The 20,619-nt window shown below is 47.5% G+C and carries 11 protein-coding genes; 3 read left to right on the plus strand and 8 right to left on the minus strand.

Annotated elements, in window-relative coordinates:
- Positions 1 to 544: 544 nt before the first annotated feature.
- Positions 545 to 1,948 (plus strand): ATP-dependent RNA helicase RhlE, encoded by a 1,404-nt coding sequence (rhlE, locus tag BMZ28_RS04785; protein WP_047780707.1) that lies wholly within the window; start codon positions 545 to 547, stop codon positions 1,946 to 1,948.
- Positions 1,949 to 2,109: 161 nt separating this feature from the next.
- Here the strand turns inward: rhlE and BMZ28_RS04790 are convergent, their stop codons facing one another.
- Positions 2,110 to 3,708 (minus strand): ABC-F family ATPase, encoded by a 1,599-nt coding sequence (locus BMZ28_RS04790; protein ID WP_047780708.1) that lies wholly within the window; start codon positions 3,706 to 3,708, stop codon positions 2,110 to 2,112.
- 269 nt (positions 3,709 to 3,977) lie between these two features.
- On the opposite strand from BMZ28_RS04790, the gene BMZ28_RS04795 reads away from it, so the two are divergent.
- Positions 3,978 to 4,718 carry a hypothetical protein gene (locus tag BMZ28_RS04795; protein ID WP_197723519.1) on the plus strand — a complete coding sequence of 247 codons (741 nt, stop codon included), beginning with the start codon at positions 3,978 to 3,980 and terminating at the stop codon, positions 4,716 to 4,718.
- Positions 4,719 to 4,826: 108 nt separating this feature from the next.
- Here the strand turns inward: BMZ28_RS04795 and putA are convergent, their stop codons facing one another.
- Positions 4,827 to 8,801, minus strand: a complete 3,975-nt coding sequence (gene putA, locus BMZ28_RS04800) for a trifunctional transcriptional regulator/proline dehydrogenase/L-glutamate gamma-semialdehyde dehydrogenase (protein WP_074821101.1) — start codon at positions 8,799 to 8,801, stop codon at positions 4,827 to 4,829.
- 618 nt (positions 8,802 to 9,419) lie between these two features.
- On the opposite strand from putA, the gene putP reads away from it, so the two are divergent.
- Positions 9,420 to 10,910 (plus strand): sodium/proline symporter PutP, encoded by a 1,491-nt coding sequence (gene putP, locus BMZ28_RS04805; protein WP_074821105.1) that lies wholly within the window; start codon positions 9,420 to 9,422, stop codon positions 10,908 to 10,910.
- A gap of 402 nt (positions 10,911 to 11,312) precedes the next feature.
- On the opposite strand, the gene BMZ28_RS04810 is transcribed toward putP, so the two are convergent.
- The 6 genes from BMZ28_RS04810 to glgC all read right to left on the minus strand — a co-directional run bounded on the left by BMZ28_RS04810 (position 11,313) and on the right by glgC (position 20,571).
- The gene (locus BMZ28_RS04810) at positions 11,313 to 12,191 is read right to left on the minus strand and encodes an AraC family transcriptional regulator (RefSeq protein WP_047780711.1); all 879 of its coding nucleotides are present in this window, start codon (positions 12,189 to 12,191) and stop codon (positions 11,313 to 11,315) included.
- Between the two features lie 194 nt (positions 12,192 to 12,385).
- Positions 12,386 to 12,862, minus strand: a complete 477-nt coding sequence (locus BMZ28_RS04815) for an AraC family transcriptional regulator (protein ID WP_074821109.1) — start codon at positions 12,860 to 12,862, stop codon at positions 12,386 to 12,388.
- Between the two features lie 41 nt (positions 12,863 to 12,903).
- Positions 12,904 to 15,027 (minus strand): 4-alpha-glucanotransferase, encoded by a 2,124-nt coding sequence (malQ, locus tag BMZ28_RS04820; RefSeq protein WP_074821114.1) that lies wholly within the window; start codon positions 15,025 to 15,027, stop codon positions 12,904 to 12,906.
- A gap of 76 nt (positions 15,028 to 15,103) precedes the next feature.
- Entirely contained in the window at positions 15,104 to 17,551 is a 2,448-nt protein-coding gene (gene glgP, locus BMZ28_RS04825; protein WP_047780714.1) for a glycogen phosphorylase, read from the minus strand.
- Between the two features lie 182 nt (positions 17,552 to 17,733).
- Entirely contained in the window at positions 17,734 to 19,167 is a 1,434-nt protein-coding gene (gene glgA, locus BMZ28_RS04830) for a glycogen synthase GlgA (RefSeq protein ID WP_074821117.1), read from the minus strand.
- Positions 19,168 to 19,293: 126 nt separating this feature from the next.
- On the minus strand, positions 19,294 to 20,571 hold the full coding sequence (gene glgC / locus BMZ28_RS04835; RefSeq protein ID WP_047782577.1) for a glucose-1-phosphate adenylyltransferase: 1,278 nt from the start codon (positions 20,569 to 20,571) through the stop codon (positions 19,294 to 19,296).
- Positions 20,572 to 20,619: the final 48 nt, after the last annotated feature.

A 20,619-nucleotide genomic window follows, 5' to 3' on the forward strand; every position in this document is an offset into this window, starting at 1 on the left:
ATTATTGTTGACGTCGCACACGCAGAGACGTGTGGTGATATCTAACAGATGGGGAAACATGATCCTTATTGTGTCAGAGGTATCTGACGACTGGACGGTATAATGACTCATCCAGAAAAGAAATTATAAACTAGTTACATATTTGTAGCATGTCTATTATCTGATTGATGCTATAAACAAAATCTATGATAGGCGTTAATTTGTGCTAACTCTTCGTATTAGAAGGTTTATCTGATCTATTAATGAACAGAGTGGCTTGGTATTTTATTCAATTACCTGTAACAAAAAATATACAATGTAACGGATAGCATTTAAGTTTGTTAAGGTTGGCAACTGGCATGGTTAGCGTTATATTTTGAATTGTTGCACTAAGTCTGGGAAGTTCTGCTATACTTACTCTAATCGGCGTACTTTCGGTCTACGCCATATTCCTCGCGGTCATGTCACAATGTCATACCTCGTATTAATAATCTCGTCAGGACCGTAGCAAATAGTTATTCCTGCTTAGGATAATTTGCCGGGCGAGTCTGGAGTTTTTCCTTTTATGTCTTTTGATTCTCTCGGCTTAAATGCCGAAATTTTGCGCGCGGTTGAAGAACAAGGCTACCGTGAGCCAACCCCTATTCAGCAACAGGCTATTCCGGTGGTGTTATCCGGCCGTGATTTAATGGCCTGTGCTCAAACCGGTACGGGTAAAACCGCCGGTTTCACGCTGCCACTATTACAGCTGTTAACGGCAAACAATGACTCGCCTCGCGGCCGTCGTCCTGTACGTGCATTGATTCTGACGCCGACCCGTGAGCTGGCTGCGCAGGTTGGTGAGAATGTGCAGGAATATAGCCGTCATTTAAATATTCGTTCGCTGGTGGTGTTTGGCGGCGTTAGCATTAATCCACAGATGATGAAACTGCGTGGTGGTGTTGATGTACTGGTAGCGACTCCTGGTCGTTTACTGGATCTGGAACATCAGAATGCGGTAGACCTTTCTAAGGTTGAAATTTTAGTCCTGGATGAAGCGGATCGCATGTTGGATATGGGCTTTATCCATGATATCCGTCGGGTTCTGGCTAAACTGCCGGTGAAGCGTCAGAACTTGCTGTTCTCAGCGACGTTCTCTGATGAAATTAAAGGATTGGCATCGAAGCTGCTGCATAATCCGGCTTCAGTCGAAGTCGCCAAGCGTAATACCCCATCAGAACTGGTAGATCAGAAAGTCCACTTGGTTGATAAAAAACGCAAGCGTGAACTGCTATCTCAGATGATTGGTCAGGGCCAGTGGCAACAGGTGTTGGTCTTTACCCGCACCAAGCACGGCGCTAACCATTTGGCGGAGCAGCTTAATAAAGATGGTATTACTGCTTCGGCTATCCACGGTAATAAAAGTCAGGGTGCCCGTACCCGAGCGCTGGATGAGTTTAAGAATGGTAAAATCCGCGTTCTGGTAGCAACAGATATCGCCGCTCGCGGTTTGGATATCGACCATCTGCCGCACGTGGTGAACTATGAGCTACCAAACGTACCGGAAGATTACGTTCACCGTATCGGTCGTACTGGCCGTGCTGAATGTACCGGTGAAGCGGTTTCTCTGGTTTGTGTCGATGAGCATAAGCTATTGCGTGATATTGAGCGCCTGTTGAAGTTAGAGATTCCACGTATCGCTTTTGAAGGTTACGATCCTGATCCAACTATCAAAGCTGAGCCGATTATCAATGGGCGTCAGGGAAGAGGTCAGGGACAAGGACCTCGTCAAAATTCAGGTCGCGGACGTTCTTCCTCTCAGGGGAATGGTCATAAAGATGGCGGCCCATGGGGTAACAGAAATGGTCAGGCGGCTGAAGGCCGTGCTGATAGTAAGCCTCGTAGCCAGAAGCCGCGCTCAGATAAGCCAGCGCAGCAGAAACGTGCATCGTTCTCTGGCGCACGTCGTTCAGGTTCTGGCGGCGAATAAGCGGTAGCTAACGATTTTTAAATTAAAAAGCCTTCCTTGATGGAAGGCTTTTTTTGCTATTTTGTTTGATTCTGAAAGGTGTTGTACTTGAAGGACGGGCGACGGGTAATAAAAAGCCCGCTAAAATATATAGCGGGCTTGTTGCCATCTCTAGATAAGTTTTAGTTAGCGATACCCTGACTACGCAGGTAATCATCATAGTTGCCGCTGAAGTCTGTGACTTTCTCTGGCGTAATTTCGATGATGCGTGTTGCCAATGAGCTAACGAACTCTCGGTCATGGGAAACGAAAATCAAGGTGCCCTGATAGAGTTCCAGCGCCATATTCAGTGATTCGATAGATTCCATATCCAAGTGGTTGGTTGGTTCATCCATAATCAGAATATTTGGGCGGGTCATCATCAATTTGCCGAACAGCATGCGTCCTTTTTCACCACCGGACAGCACCTTAATGGATTTCTTGATGTCATCCTGAGAGAACAGCAGTCGACCCAGCACGCTGCGTACAGACTGTTCGTCATCGTTTGGCTGCATCCATAGGCTCATCCAGTCAAATACGGTCATATCCACTTCAAAATCGGTGGCATGATCCTGAGCATAATAGCCAATGCTGGCATTTTCAGACCACTTCAGACGACCAGCATCCGGGGTTAATTCTTCGATCAGGGTTTTCAGCAGGGTAGTTTTACCCACGCCGTTGGTACCCAGAACCGCCACTTTTTCGCCGACTTCCAGCATTAGATTCAGGTTTTTAAACAGCGGTGGATTGCCATCATAACCTTTGGACAGGTTTTCCACTTCCAGTGCATTACGGAACAGTTTCTTATCTTGTTCAAAACGGATAAATGGATTCTGACGGCTGGAGGCTTTCACTTCTTCCAGTTGGATTTTATCAATCTGACGGGCGCGAGATGTTGCCTGACGAGATTTAGAGGCATTGGCGCTAAAGCGGCTAACGAAAGATTGCAGTTCGTTGATCTGCGCTTTTTTCTTGGCATTGTCCGATAATAGACGCTCGCGAGCCTGAGTCGAGGCAGTCATATAATCATCATAGTTACCCGGATAAACCCGTAGCTCACCGTAATCCAGATCGGCCATATGGGTACAGACCATATTCAGGAAGTGACGGTCATGGGAAATGATGATCATGGTACTGTTACGATCGTTCAGGGTTTGTTCCAACCAACGGATAGTATCGATATCCAGGTTGTTGGTTGGTTCGTCCAGCAGCAGAATATCTGGATCGGCAAACAGTGCCTGAGCCAGCAATACCCGAAGTTTCCAGCCGGGTGCAACTTCGCTCATTGGGCCATAGTGCTGTTCGACCGGGATACCGACGCCCAGCAGCAGTTCGCCCGCGCGGGACTCCGCAGTGTAACCGTCCATTTCGCCGTACAGCACTTCAAGATCGGCCACTTTTAGCCCATCTTCTTCGCTCATTTCCGGCAGGTTATAGATGCGGTCGCGTTCTTCTTTGACTTCCCACAGCTCACCGTGACCCATAATTACGGTATCCAGTACGCTGAACTCTTCATAGGCAAACTGATCCTGCTTTAGTTTACCCAGACGTTCGTTAGGATCGAGGAATACGTTACCGCCACTCGGCGCAAGATCGCCGCCGAGGATTTTCATAAAGGTTGATTTACCGCTACCGTTGGCACCGATTAAACCGTAGCGGTTTCCACCGCCAAATTTGACAGAGATGTTCTCAAACAGCGGCTTGGAGCCAAACTGCATAGTAATATTATTGCTGATTAACAAGGCGCATACTCATAGGTTGAAAATGTGATATTAGGCACATTATGCCACAGTTTTATAGCATTTAGGCAGTGATGTCAGCGGATAGTTTGTAAATCGGTTACCGATGGAAGATGGGCGATTAAATTCTGAAGAATGAGGAGAGAACATTAAATAATTTCATATTTTTTTTATTGCCATCTTTATACGCTTAAATCGTTGTAAGAGTGTTATCTCGCCACTAGTATAGCCGTGTTGATATTTATTCTATTTTTTAGCAAGGAGTGCTAAACGTGCCGGTTATCTTAGTTGTTCTTATTCAAATTATGTGCGGCGTGCACGTGGTGAAAACCGGTCAGGAGCGCTATTGGCTCTATCTGATTATTGGTTTACCGGGTATCGGTTGTGCAGTTTATGCATTAGCCATTTTAGTGCCGGATTTATTGGGTAGCCGTGATGGTAAACGCCTGATTCGCCAAGCTCATGACAAGATGGATCCTGAACGTCATGTACGCATGCTGCGTGATGAATTGGTGATCTCCGAAACCAGCCAAAACCATGTGCGTTTGGCCGATGAGTTAGCGCGAATCGGCCAGATGGAAGAGGCGGTGGTTCATTATCAGAAAGCCTTAACCGGTATTTTTACCCACGATCCCGATATTATGGTTAAGCTGGCTAAGGCTCAATTTGATAGCCATGATGTCGTTTCCTGCAAGAAAACCCTGGAAACCTTGATTCAGATGAATCCTGATTATCAGTCTCAGGACGGTCATTTACTGTATGCCCGAACGCTACAGGAATTGGGTGATCTGCATAAAGCCGACGAAGAGTTTCGGGTGTTGGTTGAGTACTATACCGGTCCGGAAGCGCGCTTTCGCTATTACCTGATGCTGCGTGAAAAAGGTGAGCTGATTGGGGCAAAACATCAGCTAGAGACGATTACCGTTATGGCGCGTCGGGCGAAGCCACACTACCGTAAACTGCATAAAGAATGGCTGGTCAAAGCGAATCAGGAATTGAAGACATTTGCTTAATTTGTGTTTGAGTGTGATAAAAATAAAATGGCCGACAGAATTCTGCGGCCATTTTTTATTGAACAGTGGAATAATGCTGTCAGTGATATTTATCCCACTTCGGATACGTTAGCCAATTGTCATCAAGCTGGCGTTTCCTCCTGCGGCGGCAGTATTGATACTTAATGCCCGTTCCAGTAACAATCTCTCCAGCAGAATGTTGGTGTCACCGCTGGCAAAACCTTGTACAGACACGATTGGACCGTTACGCTGGGCAATCTGCTTGCTAACCTGTTGTAATTTATCGCTGTCGCCATGATAAATCACTGCGTCAAACAAGACATCGGTTTTGCTCCAGTCGGCAACCAAGCCAATTTGTTGACGAACTTCATCCGGAAGCGATTGGCACAGTTCCTGTCCTAAAGCGTTGTCCACTAATAGGGCTTTACAACCGCTGGCCAGAACGGCCGCCAATTGGTTCAGCGCATCGATATCGTTGTTATTCAGACAAAGTACCCGATGGCGTGGTAGCAGGGCGTAGCTGTTGCGTTCACCGGTTGGGCCGTTTAGCAGACGAACGGTTCCAGCCTGTGAATAGTCAGCATAGTTGTCACAGAGTGCGGCCAACTGGTTTTTGCCCTGTGACTGCGCCCATTGTTTAAATTGCTGTAGTGGTTGAAGCAATATTTCTTTAGTCTGGCTATCGACTTGCCGCAGCTTATCACTGCGTAATAAAGCGGTGGACAGGGCATCTTCCGGGCGCTGTGATAGCAGGCGATAGAGATACAGCGGACCACCGGCTTTAGGTCCTGTGCCGGACAGACCTTCACCACCAAACGGTTGCACGCCGACGATCGCACCGACAACGTTGCGGTTTACGTAGAGGTTACCCACCGCTGCACGCTCGGTAATTTGCGTGATGGTTTCGTCAATGCGCGTATGGATACCCATGGTTAAGCCATAACCGGCGGCATTAATTTGTTCAACAAGTTGACCAAGGTTTTCCCGACGATAGCGAATAACGTGTAGCACCGGGCCGAATACTTCTTTGGTTAGTTCATCGAAACTTTTTAGCTCAATTAAGGTTGGTTTAACAAAAGTTCCTTTTGACCAGAGCGTCTGATCGGCATCGTTGCCAAAAGCAGCCTGATAAACCGGGCGTCCTTTAGCGCGCATGGTTTCTATATGTTTTTCAATATTGGTTTTGGCCTGTTCATCGATAACTGGCCCAATATCGGTAGACAGACAGTCTGGATTAGCCATGCGACATTCACTCATAGCGCCTTTCAACATGGTGATAGTACGATCGGCGATATCTTCCTGTAGACACAGCATACGCAGGGCGGAACAGCGTTGGCCTGCGCTGTCGAAGGCAGAGGCAACCACATCGGTCACCACTTGTTCGGTTAAGGCCGAGGAGTCGACAATCATGGCGTTTAGTCCGCCAGTTTCTGCAATCAACGGTGTGGTATGACCAAAAGCGTCTAATCGTCCGGCTATGTTACGTTGTAACGTCATCGCAACTTCAGTGGAACCGGTGAACATCACGCCGCGGATACGACTGTCATTGACCAGTTTGGCTCCGATGGTTTCGCCTTTACCTGGCAGCAGTTGCACAGCGCCAAGTGGGATTCCAGCCTGATGCATCAGTTGAATAGCCTGAATCGCAATCAACGGTGTTTGCTCCGCGGGTTTAGCCAATACGGTATTACCGGCAGCGAGGGCTGCGGCGACCTGACCGGTAAATATTGCCAGCGGGAAGTTCCATGGACTGATACAGACCACCGGGCCTAATGGGCGGTGAGTATCATTACTGAAGTCATGCTGTACCAGTTCAGCGTAATAGCGTAAGAAGTCGATGGCTTCCCGAACTTCCGATATCGCATTACTGAAGGTTTTACCGGCTTCTCTCACCAGTAGGCCAATTAATGGCTGTAGCTGGTTTTCCATCAGTGAAGCGGTGCGGTTAAGCAATTCTGCGCGTTGTTCCGGTGGAGTAGCAAACCAGATAGGGGCAAAATTGACCGCGCTATTTATCGCTTGTTCTGTTTCTTGCTCGGTTGCTTCTCTAACCTCACCAACGCAGTCACGACGATCGGCAGGGTTATAGACCTTAATCGGGCTAACGTCAGCGGAGAGTTCACCGTCAATTAACGGTTGAGCCATACAAACGTTGGATACCCCCGACAGCAGCGCCGAAGAGAGTGAGGCCAGCCGATGTTCATTAGAGAGATCGAGGCCGTTAGCATTGAGGCGTACGCTGCCGTACAGGTTTCTCGGTAATGGAATTTTCGAGTGCGGCTTGCCCATTCCTCCTTCAGACAGGGATTGAGATTCAATCACTTTGACCGGATCGGCCACCAGTTCTTCCAGAGAGATGGTACTGTCAGCGATGCGGTTAACGAATGAGGTGTTTGCGCCATTTTCCAGTAAGCGACGAACCAGATAGGCCAGTAAGGTTTCATGGGTGCCTACTGGTGCGTAGATACGGCAAGGACGCTGTAGCTTACCATCTGTGTGTTTTCCCACTACGTGGTAATACAGTGGTTCACCCATACCGTGCAGGCACTGGAATTCATACTGCCCTGGGTAGTAGTTCTGACCCGCCAGATAATAGATAGCGGCCAGAGTATGGGCATTATGGGTGGCGAACTGTGGATAGATAGCTTCCGGCACCGCCAGTAATTTACGGGCGCAAGCCAGATAGGAAACATCGGTGTAAACTTTACGGGTATAGACCGGATAACCTTCCAGCCCATCAACCTGAGCGCGTTTGATTTCGCTATCCCAGTAAGCGCCTTTAACCAGACGGATCATCAAGCGGTGCTGGCTGCGGTGAGCCAGATCGATCAAATAGTCAATCACGTATGGGCAGCGTTTCTGATAGGCCTGAACCACAAAGCCAATACCGTTCCAGTTAGCCAGTTTGGGTTCAAAGCAGAGTTTTTCCAGCAGATCTAACGATATTTCTAAACGGTCGGCTTCTTCCGCATCAATATTCAAACCAATATCGTATTGGCGAGCCAGTAGGGTTAGTTCTAACAGGCGAGGATACAGCTCATTCATGACCCGGTCATATTGTGCTCGGCTATAGCGCGGGTGTAGCGCTGATAGCTTGATGGAGATACCGGGACCTTCATAAATACCGCGCCCGTTGGCGGCTTTACCAATTGCGTGGATGGCTTGCTGATAGGAGAACAGATAACGTTGAGCGTCGTCTTCGGTTAATGCCGCCTCTCCCAACATATCGTAAGAGTAGCGGAAGCCTTTATCTTCTTGCTTATGGGCATTAGCCAGTGCTTCAGAAATGGTTTCGCCGGTAACAAACTGTTCGCCCATCAGACGCATGGCCATATCAACCCCTTTACGAATCAGGGGTTCGCCACTTTTACCAATGATTCGGTTAAGGGAGGATGATAGCTGAGATTCATTATGGGTAGAGACCAGCTTACCGGTGAGTAACAGACCCCAAGTCGCGGCATTAACAAACATCGAAGGGCTTTGACCGAGATGGGCGTTCCAATTGCCGCTGCTAATTTTGTCTCGAATTAACGCATCGCGGGTGGCTTTATCAGGAATACGCAATAAGGCCTCAGCTAAGCACATTAACGCGACGCCTTCAGAGGAGGACAGGGAGAATTCCTGTAAGAGCCCCTGAACCATACCGGCTCGACCGATGCCCGTTTTCTGATTCCGCAATTTTTCTGCCAGCTTATAAGCCAATTGATGTGCGGATTCACTTTGCTCCGGTGTCAGGCGAGCCTGTTCCAGCAGGCGAGGGATCACTTCTGTTTCAGGCGGACGATAGGCGGCGGTAATCGCCGCCCGGTTAACCGATTGTGGTTGCACATTTTCGGCAAACTCGAGGAATGGTTGGTACGCCTGTTCAGGCATAACCTCCAGTGAGGCGTCATTATCCTGTGGATTGCCTCTCTCGTTGGCTGAAAGTTCAAGAGGAATATTGCCATTTTCCAACTGTTCCAAATAGTTGAAAATAGATTGTTTAATTAGCCAGTGGGGAGTGCGATCCAATGATTGGGCCGCTTTTTTTATTCTATCGCGCGTTGCTTCATCCAGCTTCACGCCCATCGTGGTCATTCCCATTCTGCTTCCTCTACGCCTGTTGTATTAAACAGGTGGTTATTATTTGTGGTTCACTCTCTTTGCTATCGATTCATGGTAAGGCGGGCAAAAGAGAGACAGAGAAAAATTGAAAATCCAATAAATGGTTATGCTGATATCAATGCATATTGCCCATTGAGAATAGGCGGTAACACCTTAATGTTGCAACTTTGTTTTAATATGGTTGCACCTGTTATGTGATCTTGATCCATATCGGTGAATAATTCTATAGAAAAGGCTTTTTTTGGAACATCTATCGTAAACTTGTAATCTATTGATAAGATATGGATAATTCCAAGCTTTTGTTCAGCGTAGTCTTAGGCAGTAATTTTTTGGTCTCGGGATAATAATGCCAAAATTGTGATCCAGTGTAATATTTTTGTAATTAGTTTGTTAAATATGTTGTTGGTTTTTTGTTTTGTTGTCTAGGATGAATGGGACCGACCAGTAGAAAGGTAGCACCTGAAGCAAGGATGAAGTGATCCATCTTCAATGGATGAAGTAATACTGAGTTAACCCAAATTTACAGAAGTGCTACCCGTAGCAGCGATATAAAAACGTTAACTTAATAATAGAAAATACGTGAATGTGGAGAGCTGCATGAACGCAAGCATACCGATGTTAGTGACCTTTGTGGTCTATATAGTGGGAATGATCGTGATTGGATTGGCTGCTTATCGGGCAACCAACAATTTTGGCGATTATATTTTAGGTGGCCGTCGTTTAGGCAGTTTTGTTACCGCATTATCAGCTGGCGCATCGGATATGAGCGGTTGGCTGCTGATGGGGCTACCCGGCGCAATATTCCTGTCGGGCATTTCGGAAAGCTGGATTGCCATCGGTTTAACCATCGGGGCTTATTTAAACTGGCGTATTGTTGCCGGTCGTCTGCGAGTACATACCGAAGTTAACCATAATGCTTTAACGTTACCGGATTATTTTACCACCCGTTTTGAAGATAAAAGCCGCGTTCTGCGTATTTTCTCTGCCGTCGTTATCCTTATTTTCTTCACCATTTATTGTGCGTCTGGCGTAGTAGCCGGTGCGCGTTTGTTTGAAAGTACCTTTGGTATGGATTACAGCACCGCCCTGTGGGTTGGCGCTGCGGCAACTATTGCCTATACCTTTATCGGTGGTTTCCTGGCGGTAAGCTGGACGGATACGGTTCAGGCTTCCCTGATGATTTTTGCCCTGATTTTAACGCCGGTGATGGTGATCATTGCCGTTGGTGGTATTGATAGCTCAATGCTGGTGATTGCGGCGAAGAATCCGGAATATCTGGATATGTTTAAAGGCTTAAACTTTGTGGCGATCATTTCGTTAATGGGTTGGGGCTTGGGCTACTTTGGTCAGCCACATATTCTGGCACGTTTTATGGCGGCAGACTCTCACCATGTGATTCATAATGCGCGTCGCATTAGTATGACCTGGATGATTTTCTGTTTGGCTGGTGCAGTGGCGGTGGGTTTCTTCGGCATTGCATTCTTCTCTAATAATCCATCGTTAGCCGGTAACGTTAGCCAAAACGGTGAGCGGGTGTTTATCGAACTGGCGAAAATTCTGTTTAATCCATGGATTGCCGGTATTTTACTGTCGGCTATTCTGGCTGCGGTAATGAGTACCCTAAGTTGTCAGTTATTGGTTTGTTCAAGTGCTTTAACCGAAGACTTTTACAAAGCATTCCTGCGTAAGAATGCCAGCCAGCGTGAGTTGGTATGGGTTGGTCGATTGATGGTGCTGTTAGTGGCGGTAATTGCCATTGTGTTGGCGTCTAATCCTGAAAACCGCGTATTGGGTCTGGTAGCTTATGCTTGGGCCGGTTTTGGGGCTGCTTTTGGTCCGGTTATTCTATTGTCGGTGATGTGGTCTGGTATGTCCCGTAATGGAGCGTTGGCAGGGATGGTTGTCGGTGCAGCAACAGTGCTTATCTGGAAACAATATGGTTGGTTTAATCTGTATGAGATTATCCCTGGCTTTATTTTCGCCGCCATTGCGATTGTTGTTTTTAGCAAGATAGGTAAAGGCCCGTCAGAGAATATGTTGAACCGTTTTAATGAAGCTGAAAAAGAGTTTCAGAGCGTAAAAGAGTAATTTATTGCGGTTGTCTTATGGCGCCGAATGGCGCCATTCTTGTTAGTTAAGTTTTATAATAGCGAAAGTTTCGTCCACTATTAGTACAGAGAATAAATAAAAATAGGAGCACGTGGCCGAGCAAAGGCGCTAAGGCGAGCGCCTCTGCACTCCGCGCCTTCGCCCCCGAATTCAGGTCGCTGTGCGACTTCCCTCCGCCCTCATTTGGGTTAACGCACCGGGGCTGATTCGTTCCAGACGAAGCAGCCCCTCGTCCCGCATCCTTGCTGGACGTGCTCCCTCATTCAGTTGTCGGCTGAATTCCAGCGCTCAATAAAAAAGACAAAAGATAAAATTCACTTATGGCACTTTTTTAACTGATTTTTATTATGTCCAATGGCGTCATTTTTACTAATATTTCATTTACCCTTTAATCGGCAAATAGATATCGGTTATCAGCTCGGCCTCTGGCGTGTCGTGAGGGTTATTCATATAGATTTCAAACGCGGGGTGGTCGGCACACTCGTAGCCGCTGGTTGGTAGCCATTGGCCATAAAAAGTTTGGTAGGCCTGATGTAGCGTGGAGTAGGGGCCAATATGACGATATTTGGCATAGCGACCGGCAGCCAGCTTTATCGGTTGAATCTGTTTGTCCGATGGTTCGCTTTCTAGCGGTTGGTTGAACTGGATACAAGCGTCGGAGCGGCATTTTTCCGGCGCGGTACCTAAAGGGTCATCATAATAGATACCCAGTCCATAACGTACTTGAGGGGCTAGCCCGCTGGCGATAGTCCAGTCCCAAAGCTGGTTAAAGGCCTGATAAATTTCCATGTAGGGGCCGTTATGTCGGATGCCATAAACCGTTTCTTCCTGACGAGTTTCAATGGTGATGTTCACGTTAATAATCTCCGTATGTATTGGTGGATAGATAAAATTAGGGCGAGAGTCGTCCGCGTTGTTACCGGCCTTGCGATACTGTGCCGGTGACAGGGAAAACTGGGTTTTGAAGGCTTTGGAAAATGACTGCGGGGTTTCATATCCTGCCTCCATAGCGATATGGGTAATCGGCAGTGAACCTCGTGCAATATGAGCCGCCGCGCGGTCTAACCGTAAGCGACGGTGGGTGTCGGCGACGGTTTCTCCAGTGAGCGCCGTATAAATACGGTGAAAATGGTAGAGTGAAAAAGCAGACTCTTTGGCCAGAAAACCAATATCTAACGGATTATCCAGATTACGGGCAATAAATGCATAGGCATGACGGATACGTTTTTGATAATCCTGTTCGGTTTTGGGCTTTTTCATTATGCTCTATTCCATTTTAAGCTTTTATTGATGATTGCGGTTTAGTGGGAATTATAGCGGCACTTTGCCACGATACTTATCCGTGGTTGCGGAAAATGCGATAGGCCGTAGTGAATAGCAAAATCAAACGCGCATCCGGCTGATAGCGGGATGCGCGTTGGCAATCTAACAATAGTCAGGGATAAAAGGCGGAATTATTTTTCGGTAATTGGAAAGTAGATATCGGTGAGCAATTGGTCTTCTGGTGTGTTCATCGGGTTATTCAAATACACCTCAAATGAGGGTTGGTCTGTTTTTTTATAATTACTTTGGGGCAGCCACTGATTATAAAATTGGTCATAGACCGTTTCCAGTGCGGCATAAGAGCCAGTATGGTGATACTTGGCATAGCAGCCACCGGTAATCTCTACCGGACGGACAATTTCAGACAACTGCTCATCTTGTAACGGTTGGTCAAGCTGCATGCAGGCATCGGAGCGGCATTGTTCTGGTGCTTTGGTTTTGGGGTTATCAAGAAAAATGGCAACCCCGTATTTAATATGGGTGGTAATTCCTTCAGCCTGAGCCCAATCCCATATTGCCTGAAAGGCTCTGTGAATTTGTGGATAGGGGCCACAATGCCTTATGCCATACACAGTAATGGTTTCGCGGGTTTCAATGGTGATATTCATGTTAGATCTCTCCATATTATTGGTGTTAGGTCACTATGGGTTTAAGCGATCTCCCGGCCTGAATGAACGGCTTTCAGTAATTCATTAACTTCCGGATGTTCAAACATCTCTTGCAGTTCACAAGAAAGCTTCCTGCGCCAGTTTGGATATTGATCGGTGGTGCCCGGAACATTAACTGGCATCACGATACCTAGCCAATCCTCCGGTTGTAACCCCACCAACAGACTGGCGGATAAAGCGATAAACTGATGAATCGCATAGCTTAACTCAGCGGTCATCATTGACATATCTTGGGGTTTTTCTGTCAATAAACCGCATTCTATTAGTGTTGCTATCAGCGCCCGTTTATTTTCTTCCCGGCTTAGCCTTAAGGCGTTATAAGTGGCTTTATCCGGGTATAAGCCAAGAGATTCTCCCAGTTCCAAATCGCCAGCGTGCCAATAGCTACGCAGGGTTGGCAGGTCGTGAGTGGTAATGGTGGCCATCGATTGAGCTGGATAGTCTTGCGGTAGCTTAAAGTGGTTAATGCCGGCCTGTTCAAAATAGAGGACTTTATAAGAGTATACACCGTACTGTTGCAGCTTATGGACGATCTCCGGTGGCACGATGCCTAAGTCTTCACCAATCACCATACATTTTTGCCGCTGACTCTCCAAGGCTAAAATAGCCAATAGGTCATCAACCGGATAAGTCACATAACCGCCCATATCTGCGGTTTCACCATAAGGTATCCACCATAAGCGTAGCAGAGACATCACATGATCGATGCGCAGCGCACCGCAATGAGTCATATTATCCCGCAGCAGATCGATAAAGGGCTGGTAGGCTCGTTGTTGGAGAATCAAAGGGTCCATTGGTGGTAATCCCCAATTTTGCCCTAAAGGCCCCAACGGGTCCGGTGGTGCACCGATGCTGGCTTTCATACGATAAAGGGTTTTATCACACCAGGTATCGGAACCGCCTTCGGCTACTCCGACCGCTAAATCTCGGTAAAGGCCAATGGCCATTCCTTGACGTTGACTCAGCGCAAAGCATTCTCCTAGCTGAGTATGTGCCAACCACTGGAGCCAAGCGTAAAAGCGAACCTCATCCGGATGTCGCTGAACAAACTGCCGCACAGCTGGATTAGCGGCGTCATGATACTCCACAGGCCAAGCCGGCCAGCCCCACATCTGCTTATTCTCTGCCGTTAGCCAGCCATGTAGGGCATCGAACTCGGCCTGTTGTTGTAGCGCTTGAGCGCAATTCTGCTGAAAATAGGCGAAGGCCTGTACCCGTTCATGGCGTTCATCTAACAGTTTAAACTGTTGGTAGGCAAGGTCTAATCCTTCCAGCTTTAACGCCATTACCTGAGGATAGTCAACCAATACGGTTTCGCGTGCTTCCCGCAGGCGTTGCTGGATGGGCTCGTTATGCAACCAATGCTGTGCCGCTTCATTTTGCTGAAACTCGGGCACCGCCATCACATCAATATAGATAATGTTCAGCCAATTGCGGGAGGAAGGGCTATAAGGACTGGCGCTTTGTGGGTTAGCCGGATATAACGCATGGATTGGGTTCAGACCGATAAAAGCCCCACCGCGTTGGGCTATTTCCCGTAGAGCGTGTTTTAAATCGCTAAAATCACCAATTCCCCAGTTAGTTTCTGAACGCAGGCTATACAGTTGAATACAGCTTCCCCATAACCGCTCGCCGTTGAGTAGGGAAGAGGGTTCAAAGCAGCGCTCAGGTGTAATAATCACTTTGCACTGCCAGTTACCTGTGGGGGAATTGAGGATTAATTGATGGTAGCCCAGCGGTAGAGATGATGGCAGGGTGATGGCGATATCGGTACTCTGAGTTTCACCGTGATAGGGCTGTTCATAAGGTAGCGCGACGAGTGATAAATCCTCTAATTGCAGATGCCATTGATATTCACCGGGCTGATTGAGGATCAGTTGATATTCACTACCATAGTAAAAAACCTTAACCGGACTAATCACGCTGTGATCAACCTGCGTCTCTGATGCCGCCATGGCAGAAAATAGCCGTTCCCGAATATCGGGATGGATAACTTCATGTTGCCCTTTGGCGTTAATATAGCTGGTGGCAATACCGGCAAGATCGAGCTTTCGGTTAGTTGCTGGAATATCACTCACTATCGGGCTGGGAGGAAGCTTGTCCATGAATCTACCTATAATGACGTCCCCTGCTGGTTTGAGCAGGGGACGTTAAGCGTTGGGGTATTCAATAATCAACCGACTACAGTCTGGTTGGTTCAATTTCCCAAATCTCTTCTGCATACTCTAAAATAGTGCGGTCAGAGGAGAAATAGCCCATATTGGCGATGTTGAGCGCTGCTTTACGTGCCCATAGGTCAGGTTTTCGGTAAAGCTTATCTACTTCATCCTGAGTGTTCACATAAGAACGATAGTCCGCCAGCAGTTGGTAATAGTCACCAAAGTTAACCAATGAGTCATACAACGCACCGTAGCGATGTGGTTCTTCAGGATTAAACACCCCGGTGGCGATTTGACTTAATACTTGATTAAGTTCGACGTCTTTTTCATAAATTTTACGCGGGTCATAGCCGTTCGCTCGTAGCGCTTCAACCTGTTCCGCGGTATTGCCGAAAATAAAGATATTGTCATCACCAACGTGCTCTTTGATTTCGATATTGGCACCGTCTAGCGTACCAATCGTCAGTGCGCCGTTCATGGCAAACTTCATGTTGCTGGTGCCTGATGCCTCGGTACCCGCCAGCGAAATTTGTTCGGACAGATCGGCAGCCGGAATAATCAACTGTGCCAAGCTAACGCTGTAGTTAGGGATAAACACCACTTTAAGTTTGTTTTTGATCCTTTCATCGTTGTTAATGACTTTGGCAACGTCATTAATTAGTTGAATAATCAGCTTGGCATTCACGTAAGAAGAGGCGGCTTTACCGGCAAAAATCACTGCCCGTGGTACCCAGTCTTCATCTGGTGCTTGCAGAATACGATTATAGCGGGCGATGACCTGTAGCAGATTAAGCAGTTGACGTTTATATTCATGAATCCGTTTAACCTGAACATCAAACAAGGCATTCGGATTAAGAATCACGTTGAGGTTTTCGGCTACATAGGTAGCCAGCTCTTTTTTATTCTGTAGTTTGACTCGTTTGATTTGATCGATAAACGCAGGGTAATCCACCATCTCATTCAAATAAGAGAGCTTACTTAAGTCGGTGCGCCAGGTTTTATCAATGGACTCATCCAGTAGGGCTGATAAGGGGCGATTAGCCAGCCCCAACCAGCGTCTGGGTGTAACGCCGTTAGTTTTATTACAGAAGTGATGAGGGAAGACTTTGGCAAAATCGGCAAATAGCGATTGAACCATTAATTCAGAATGTAGCGCTGACACGCCATTCACTTTATGACTGCCAACCACCGCTAACCAAGCCATTCGTACCCGACGACCGTTACTTTCATCGATCAGTGAAACACGGCTAAGGAGCTCCGGATCGCCAGGATAGTTTTCCTGCACGACCCGCAGGAAGTAATCATTAATTTCGAAAATAATCTGTAAATGGCGCGGCAGGATTTTACCCATCATATCCACCGGCCAGGTTTCCAGCGCTTCGCTCATCAATGTATGGTTGGTATAAGAGAAGATACGAATGGTCATTTCCCAGGCATCTTCCCAGTTAAAATTATGATGATCGATTAATAAACGCATCAATTCAGGAATAGCCAACACCGGATGGGTGTCATTTAAATGAATGGCAACTTTGTCTGCCAAATTGTCATAGGTTTCATACAGGAGCCAATGGCTGCGTAGAATATCCTGTAGTGTGGCGGAAACCAGAAAGTATTCCTGACACAGACGTAGTTCGCGGCCTGAGGAAGTTGAATCATTAGGATAGAGAACGCGGGAAACGTTTTCAGAGTTGTTTTTATTTTTTACTGCGGCAAAGTAATCGCCCTGATTAAACTTACCCAGATTAATTTCGTCACTGGCCCGTGCCGACCACAGGCGTAAGGTGTTGGTGGCGTCGGTATCATAACCGGGAATGATTTGGTCATAGGCACAGGCCAGAATTTCCTCGGTTTCAACCCAGTGGGAAATTTTTCCCTCAGTCTGAACTCGACCACCGAAGAACACCCGATAGCGTATGTCATGGCGTGGAAATTCCCAGGCATTACCGTATTCCAGCCAGTTATCCGGTGATTCTGCCTGTTGTCCGTTAACGATATTTTGTTTGAACATGCCGTATTCGTAACGGATACCATACCCGCGTGCCGGTAGACCCAGCGTAGCCAAAGAATCAAGGAAGCAGGCGGCTAAACGCCCCAAACCACCGTTACCCAGACCGGGGTCGTTTTCTTCATTGATTAATTGCTCCAGATTGAACCCCATACTATCGAGGGCCTGAGCTAAGTCATCATAAATGCCCAAATTCAATAAAGAGTTGGAGAGGGTTCTGCCGATTAAAAACTCCATGGATAAGTAGGACACCCGACGACCTGACTGTGAAAAGTGCGCGCGGGTTGAACGTAGCCAGCGCTCAACCATCAGGTCGCGTACCGAAAAAGAGATGGCGTTTAGCCAGTCGTGTTCTGTGGCTAGGGCAGGTTCTTTACCAATAACAAACTTCAATTTTTCCTGAATGCTATTTTTCAGATTTCTGATGCGTTCTTCTGGTGTTTCAAAGTTAAATTGTGAAGACATGTTTTTTATCCATATTTAATGTAGTTAGTGTTAAGGGTAAATCCATGATTTGCCTCGGAGGCCTACCGTTGTTTTTTCCAGCGGTAGGCTTGATTCCCGATGCCCTTATCCTTGTCGATAACAACAGGTCATGTCAGTTCATCGTTAAGTTACTGTTCAATGTTTCAACACAATAAGAAAAATTAACCTAATTGTTGGTACATGGCTAAATATTGTTGCGCGGCAATGTGCCAGCTAAAGTCTTTCTCCATGCCCTGACGCTGCACCCGGCGCCACTTCACCGGTTCTGACCACAGGGCAAATACCCGACGGATGGCATCGTGTAATTCATCAACTTGACTGTCGCGGAAGACAAAACCGGTGGCGGTTTTATCCGCCAGATTTTCCAGAGAGCAGTCAACAACCGTGTCGGCTAATCCGCCGGTGTGTCGCACCAAAGGAAGGGTGCCGTATTTCAAACCATAAAGTTGCGTCAGGCCGCAGGGTTCGAAACGGCTGGGGACCAAAATGACATCGGCGGCGGCAATAATTTGGTGGGCGAAGGATTCGTCATAGCCAATTTTAACCGCAACCTGTTTCGGGTACTGTTTAGCCAGCTTCTGATAAGCGTTCTGTAAATCAGCATCGCCGCTGCCCAGCAACATCAACTGACCACCAAACTCCAGTAGTTTAGGTAGCGCAGCCAGCAGTAAGTCCAGACCTTTCTGACCGCTGAGCCGACTAATGACGGCAAATAGGGGAAATTCTGACGTGATGGTTAAGCCTGCCTGAGTTTGCAGTGTGGCTTTGCATTCAGCTTTACCGGCCATTTTTCTGGGGCTGTAGTCAGCGGGTAGCAGTTGGTCTTTTTGTGGGCTCCAGATGTTGTAGTCAACGCCATTGAGGATTCCCATCAGCTTGCCATGTTGTTTACGCTGGTTAAGCAGGTTTTCCATACCAAAGCCAAATTCCGGGCGTGTGATCTCTTGCGCGTAGGTAGGACTAACGGCGGTAATCATATCAGCGTAATACAGACCCGCTTTTAGATAGGAGATTTGGCCATAAAACTCCAACCCTTCCGGCTGCATAAAGTGGGATGGTAATTCAAGCTCATGTAGATGACGGGCAGAGAAATTGCCCTGATAGGCCAGATTATGCACGGTAAATACCGAGCGAGCCGGGTAACCTCGGGCGGCAAGATAGGCACCGGCGAGTCCGGCGTGCCAGTCGTGGGCATGTACCACATCCGGTTGCCAATAGAAATCGATACCGCAGGCCAGTTCACAGGCGACCCAACCAAGCAGAGCAAAGCGTTTATAGTTATCGGCATATTCGAGTTGATCGCCGTCGTGATAAGGGCTACCTGGGCGTTGGTAAAGGTCGGGGGCATCGATGAGATAGATGCCAACGTGATTATAAACCCCGTAGCGTAGGGTTATTTTGCCAGCAAAAGTATTTTGCTCACTGACTATCGAGGTTTTGCCAATTCCTTGCAACAGTGCTGGAAAGCCGGGCATCAGCAGCCGAACTTCGGCACCTGCGGCTATCTGCGCGTTGGGGAGGGCGCCAAGCACATCGGCCAAACCTCCGGTTTTCAATAAGGGAAATAGTTCGGAACATGCGTGTAAAACTCGCATCATAACTCCTGTTTGAATATGTCTTCATAACCCTGATTGATGCTCTGTTGTTGATTAAAGCATAGCTGATAAACGTTAATGATTATCAGAGGTTGGGGGCATCAACCCAACCTCGGTTTTATTTAACTATAGCCTTGACAGCATATCTTTAGTAATCAGCACAATACCGCCTTCTGAGCGGCAGAAACGGCGCTCATCTTCTTCCACATTTTCTCCCACCACTAATCCTTCAGGCAAAATGCAGCCGCGGTCGATAATACAGCGGCGTATCCGGCAGGAGCGGCCAATGTACACGTCCGGTAGCAATACGGCGGAATCAACGGTACAGAATGAATTCACCCGAACTCGGGGAAACAGCACCGAGTTGACAATCACTGAGCCAGACACGATGCAGCCGGCACCAATCAGTGAGTTCATGGTCATACCGTGGCTACCAGAACGATCCTGCACAAATTTCGCCGGTGGTAAGGGTTCCATATAGGTACGGATTGGCCAGGTTTTATTGTACATATCCAGCTCAGGTGTGATGGAGGCCAGATCGAGGTTGGCGCTCCAGTAGGCGTCAATGGTTCCGACATCACGCCAGTAAGGTTCCGCATTGACGTCTGATGTGACGCAAGAGAGATTAAATGGATGAGCCCAAGCCACGCCCTGAGATACCGCCTTAGGAATCAGATCCTTACCAAAATCATGGTGGGTTTCCATGTTAAGGCTCTCTTCTTCCAACAGCTTATACAGATATTGAACGTTGAAAACATAGATCCCCATACTGGCTAATGACATGTCGGGATTATCGGGCATAGCGGGTGGGTCAGCCGGTTTTTCCAGAAAATTGAGGATACGCTCATCTTCGGTGATCGCCATGATGCCGAATTCGGAGGCGACAGTGCGGGGAACGGCGATACAGGCCACGGTACACTGGCTGCCTTTCTCCACGTGGTCTAGCAGCATGCGCGAGTAGTCCATCTTATAGATGTGATCGCCGGCCAGAATAACAATATATTCCGCTTTGTAGCGGCGGATAATATCCAGATTTTGATAAATTGCGTCGGCGGTGCCCCGATACCATCCGTCATGGTCTTCACGCTGTTGAGCGGGGAGTAAATCCACAAATTCATTCATCTCTTCATTTAGAAATGACCAGCCCCGTTGAATATGCTGTACCAGAGAATGGGAGTGGTATTGGGTCAGTACACCAATACGACGGATACCCGAGTTCATACAGTTGGATAAGGCGAAATCAATAATGCGGAATTTACCGCCAAAATGTACCGCTGGCTTTGCTCGTTTGGAGGTTAAATCTCTGAGTCGTGAACCGCGCCCTCCGGCCAGAATTAATGCCACGGACTGCTTAGGTAGCTGCCTTGCCAACATCAATTGATGATTTGTATCAGGTTTAACCATTTTTCCTCCAGACATCTTCACTTCCTATACGATAAATTGAGCCAATAA

It is taken from the genome of Pragia fontium DSM 5563 = ATCC 49100 (assembly GCF_900112475.1).
Taxonomy (GTDB): Bacteria; Pseudomonadota; Gammaproteobacteria; order Enterobacterales; family Enterobacteriaceae; genus Pragia; species Pragia fontium.